The sequence below is a fragment of the Vibrio sp. 10N.261.52.A1 genome (assembly GCF_002876325.1).
In the GTDB taxonomy this organism is placed as follows: Bacteria; Pseudomonadota; Gammaproteobacteria; order Enterobacterales; family Vibrionaceae; genus Vibrio; species Vibrio chagasii.
This window is the reverse complement of sequence record NZ_MCYD01000465.1, coordinates 1-288: the sequence shown is the minus strand read 5'-3', so window position 1 is coordinate 288 and position 288 is coordinate 1. Positions and strand designations below refer to the sequence as shown.

1 protein-coding gene is annotated in these 288 nt (G+C 45.1%); it reads right to left on the bottom strand.

Annotated elements, in window-relative coordinates; genetic code table 11:
* A partial coding sequence (locus tag BCT81_RS05550; RefSeq protein ID WP_133152569.1) for an ABC transporter permease subunit occupies positions 1–288 on the bottom strand: 288 nt, incomplete at both ends.

The following is a 288-nucleotide window of genomic DNA, read 5'->3' as shown; positions in this document are numbered from 1 at the left end:
ATTCGCAACGCTTGAGGAATAATAACCAGCTTTAATGTGCGAGCTCGAGGAAGACCTAGAGACATCGCAGCTTCTGTTTGGCCGTGGCTAACTGCATTAATACCAGAACGAACGATCTCTGCGATGAAAGACGCCGTATAGATACTTAGTGCTAATACAAGAGCGGCTAATTCAGGAATAATGCTGATACCACCTCTGAAGTTAAAGCCTTTCAGTTCCGGGTATTCAGCTGAGATCGGCATACCAAGCACAAAATAGACAACTAGAGGCAAACCCACGATCAAGCTA